Origin of the sequence: Bacillus cereus group sp. BfR-BA-01355 (assembly GCF_022663675.1) — a bacterium.
Classification (GTDB): domain Bacteria; phylum Bacillota; class Bacilli; order Bacillales; family Bacillaceae_G; genus Bacillus_A; species Bacillus_A thuringiensis_S.
Map to the genome: position 1 here is coordinate 1 of NZ_JAKUFY010000222.1, position 3,391 is coordinate 3,391.

Sequence of the window (3,391 nt, forward strand, 5' to 3'; positions counted from 1 at the left end):
CTACTTGGTCGCTCATTTGCGACTTCCTTATGTTAACATCTTCGTTTTTCGATGTCAACTAAGTTTTTCAATTTCTTTTTTGTCGTTTTCTGCGTTTCCGCATCAGCGACGTTTATTAATTTACCATATACAAACTATTAACGTCAATACTTTTTAATAAAAAGTTCTTTTTCTTACATAACGAATACATTCCTCTGCGTTAGCAACTCTCCGAAACAAACAAAAAATGATTTTATATCTTTCTTCCATCGCCTTTTTTACAACTTCATGAATACGCTCATCTTCAAAATCAAATAAAAGTTCCTCTAACTCTCTCTTTAATATGTATTCCATCTCTTTTCTCTCTTCTTTTGTCAACATCAGCCCAAGCAAATGATCACCTCAATAATTCCTTACGTAACAATAAACGTTCCGCTCATTTTCACTTATTACAATCCTATCATTCATTATATCCACTACTTACGATATTAATCCTTTGTTCTCTTTTTTATATTTCCAGCATATATGTAACTGAAAAGGATTGGACAAAGGGGCGTAATATTATGTTTTTCTTTTTTATTACGAGTAAAAGAACTTTTAAACACATTAGCTTAATAGTGATACTTTCCTTATTTACAGCATGGCTACTCTTTTTAAAAACATATTCACATGAATCTGCTTTTTCAACTGCTACAGGCCCTAAAGTAATTTACAAAGGAGATACCGCTAAAAAGCAAGTTGCATTTACGTTTGATATTAGTTGGGGAGACAAAAAAGCAATTCCAATCCTTGATACTCTTAAAGAAAGAGAAATTAAGAATGCAACCTTCTTCCTTTCTGCTGCATGGGCCGAAAGACACCCCGATATTGTAGAGCGCATCATGAAAGATGGACACGAAATCGGTAGTATGGGTTACAATTACACATCTTATACTTCTCTAGAGACGAATGAAATAAGACGAGACCTTTTACGAGCACAAGATGTTTTTACAAAACTTGGTGTAAAACAAGTCAAACTGTTACGTCCACCTAGTGGCGAATTTAACAAGGCAACCCTTAAAATTGCAGAATCACTTGGATACACCGTCGTGCATTGGAGTAATAATTCAAACGATTGGAAAAACCCAGGTGTAAACCACATCGTTTCCACCGTCTCTAATAATTTGAAAGGTGGAGATATTGTCTTATTACACGCATCCGATTCTGCCCTTCAAACAAATAGAGCTTTACCGCTGCTCCTGCAAAAATTAAAAAGTGATGGATATGAGCAAATATCCGTATCACAACTTATTTCCAACACAAGTACGAAAAGTGAAGATGTGAAATAGCTTCGTCCCTACTACTCTTCACGTATAAAAAGCTCTACTACCTTTCAAGAAGGTGGTAGAGCTTTTTTAATCACACCATTTCCAGTAATATAACTGCCGGTGTATAAAACCTCTCTCTATTAAGCAGGTTTACTCGTTTTTCCGATTAAACGATGTAATACAAGTAATTGATATGCATTACATAACAATAGCGGTATAACCATTAAATATAACCAATCTGTATCATTAATCCGAAGCGCCGGTACCCATTCAAGAATTGTTACAACAACCATAAAGAACAGAGCTGGCACAAATGCTTTTTTATTTGTTTCTTTACTTTTTACATAAGCAACAATTGCTCCAAACACAAATAAAATTCCAGCAACAAGTATGTTATTCCCCAATGAGACTTCCCCATTTGCAATAAGTACAGACCTTAAATACACAAAATCAAATAATACGAATGCAATAAAGAAGAGCTGGACTGCATTCCATAAAGACGATGAGCGAAACATCCCTAGTCCAAAACGATGGATTGTTAAATATGCAAAGAATCCCATTTGACTTATAACGCTAAAAATAAATCCTACACCCATCAACCAGAAAGATACCGCTAAAATCTCCTTAACGTCGAAATTTTGAAAAAATTCATTGTACCTGTCCCACTCCAAAACAAAACCAATAATAACTGTGCTAATCCCACCAAGAAACAACGTCGTTAAAAATAGTCGTACCCACTTGCGGCTATTCACAACACATCCCCCATTATCCTTATATTTCTAATTAAATTGTATCAATGACAATTTCAAAAAGCTAGCCATGTTCATGTATAAATTCCTTAAAGATATTTATATTAAAAAGAGAGAACTGTGCTGAAAGGAGTTCCAACTTATGAAACGGATACTATTCATTTTCGTTTCTTCTTTTCTACTTATCGCACTTGTAGCATGCGCACAAGGAAAAGAAACGAAATCCGAACTAGATTACGATCAAACAAAGAAAATGATTGTTGATATTTTAAAAACAGATCAAGGTAAGAAAGCTATTCAAGATGTATTAACTGATGAAAAAATGAAACAAGCACTCATACTAGATGAAACAGTAGTAAAGAAAACGATTGAAGATGCAATGGTATCCGATAAAGGGCAACAATTCTGGGAAAAGCTCTTTAAAGATCCTGAGTTCTCATCGAAGTTCGCTAAAAGTATGGGGAAAGAACAAACCCAATTAATGAAAACCTTATTAAAAGACCCTGAATACCAAGCAGGCGTTATAGAAATCATGAAAAATCCTGAAGTAGAAAAAATGATGTTACAAACAATGAAGAGTAAAGAATACCGTCAATATCTACAACAAGTACTAACAGAAACTGCTGAAAGTCCACTCTTCCAATCCAAGATGATTGATATCATTAGTAAAGGTGTACAAAAGGCTGAAAAAGGTGGATCTGATAAGAAAGAAGCAGGCGGTGACGGTGGTTCTCAAGGCGAGAAGAAGGAAGAACAGTGAAAATAATAACTATAATAACGAGTGGACAATGTATAAATTGTCCACTCGTTATTACTTTATCTTGCTATTAACAGACAAAATGGCCCTCTAGTTAAGCGTAAAGTTTACTAGTAACAAAACCCTTATTGTTGCCAGTAACAGATGAACTCCACTGATTAAAGTTTCACTTTATTTTTGTGTAACAGCTGTTTTATCAATTACCACTTCGGCTATTTTACTATAAATAATGCCGGTTGTATGTGTATCTTCATATACTGAAGGAGCAAAGTCTTCTTTATTCCAATCAGGTTGTTGCAGCGGAATACGACCAAGAACATTTGTTTGTAGTTCGGTAGCCAACTTATCTCCCCCGCCTCTTCCAAATACATATTCTTTCTCACCAGTTACCTTACTTTCAAAATATGCCATGTTCTCAACAACACCGAGAATACTATGTTCAGTGCGTAATGCCATCGCTCCAGCACGCGCTGCTACAAACGCAGCTGTTGGATGAGGCGTCGTTACAATAATCTCTTTGCAAGATGGCAACATTGAGTGCACATCTAACGCAACATCACCTGTTCCTGGTGGTAAATCTAGTACTAAATAATCTAAAT

5 protein-coding genes are annotated in these 3,391 nt (G+C 35.3%); 2 read left to right on the forward strand and 3 right to left on the reverse strand.

What is annotated here, in order from left to right; genetic code table 11:
• Window positions 1-153 precede the first annotated feature (153 nt).
• Window positions 154-372, reverse strand: a complete 219-nt coding sequence (locus tag MR167_RS31000) for a hypothetical protein (RefSeq protein WP_000901145.1) — start codon at window positions 370-372, stop codon at window positions 154-156.
• 170 nt (window positions 373-542) lie between these two features.
• Here MR167_RS31000 and pdaB point away from each other — a divergent pair, with 170 nt between their 5' ends.
• Window positions 543-1,307 carry a polysaccharide deacetylase family sporulation protein PdaB gene (gene pdaB / locus MR167_RS31005; RefSeq protein WP_000464716.1) on the forward strand — a complete coding sequence of 255 codons (765 nt, stop codon included), beginning with the start codon at window positions 543-545 and terminating at the stop codon, window positions 1,305-1,307.
• Window positions 1,308-1,426: 119 nt separating this feature from the next.
• On the opposite strand, the gene kbaA is transcribed toward pdaB, so the two are convergent.
• Window positions 1,427-2,038 (reverse strand): KinB signaling pathway activation protein KbaA, encoded by a 612-nt coding sequence (gene kbaA / locus MR167_RS31010; RefSeq protein ID WP_001088533.1) that lies wholly within the window; start codon window positions 2,036-2,038, stop codon window positions 1,427-1,429.
• 139 nt (window positions 2,039-2,177) lie between these two features.
• On the opposite strand from kbaA, the gene gerD reads away from it, so the two are divergent.
• Complete coding sequence (gerD, locus tag MR167_RS31015; protein ID WP_000821601.1) at window positions 2,178-2,795, forward strand: spore germination lipoprotein GerD; 618 nt, start codon at window positions 2,178-2,180, stop codon at window positions 2,793-2,795.
• 168 nt (window positions 2,796-2,963) lie between these two features.
• Here gerD and MR167_RS31020 read toward each other — a convergent pair.
• Window positions 2,964-3,391, reverse strand: a 428-nt coding sequence (locus MR167_RS31020) for a P-loop NTPase (protein ID WP_242316202.1), incomplete at its 5' end; no start/stop codon positions are given.

What these genes read in the sequence shown, in the direction of transcription:
- pdaB (WP_000464716.1), top strand. Translation starts at nt 543, where the DNA reads ATGTTTTTCTTTTTTATTACGAGTAAAAGAACTTTTAAACACATTAGC.
- gerD (WP_000821601.1), top strand. Translation starts at nt 2,178, where the DNA reads ATGAAACGGATACTATTCATTTTCGTTTCTTCTTTTCTACTTATCGCA.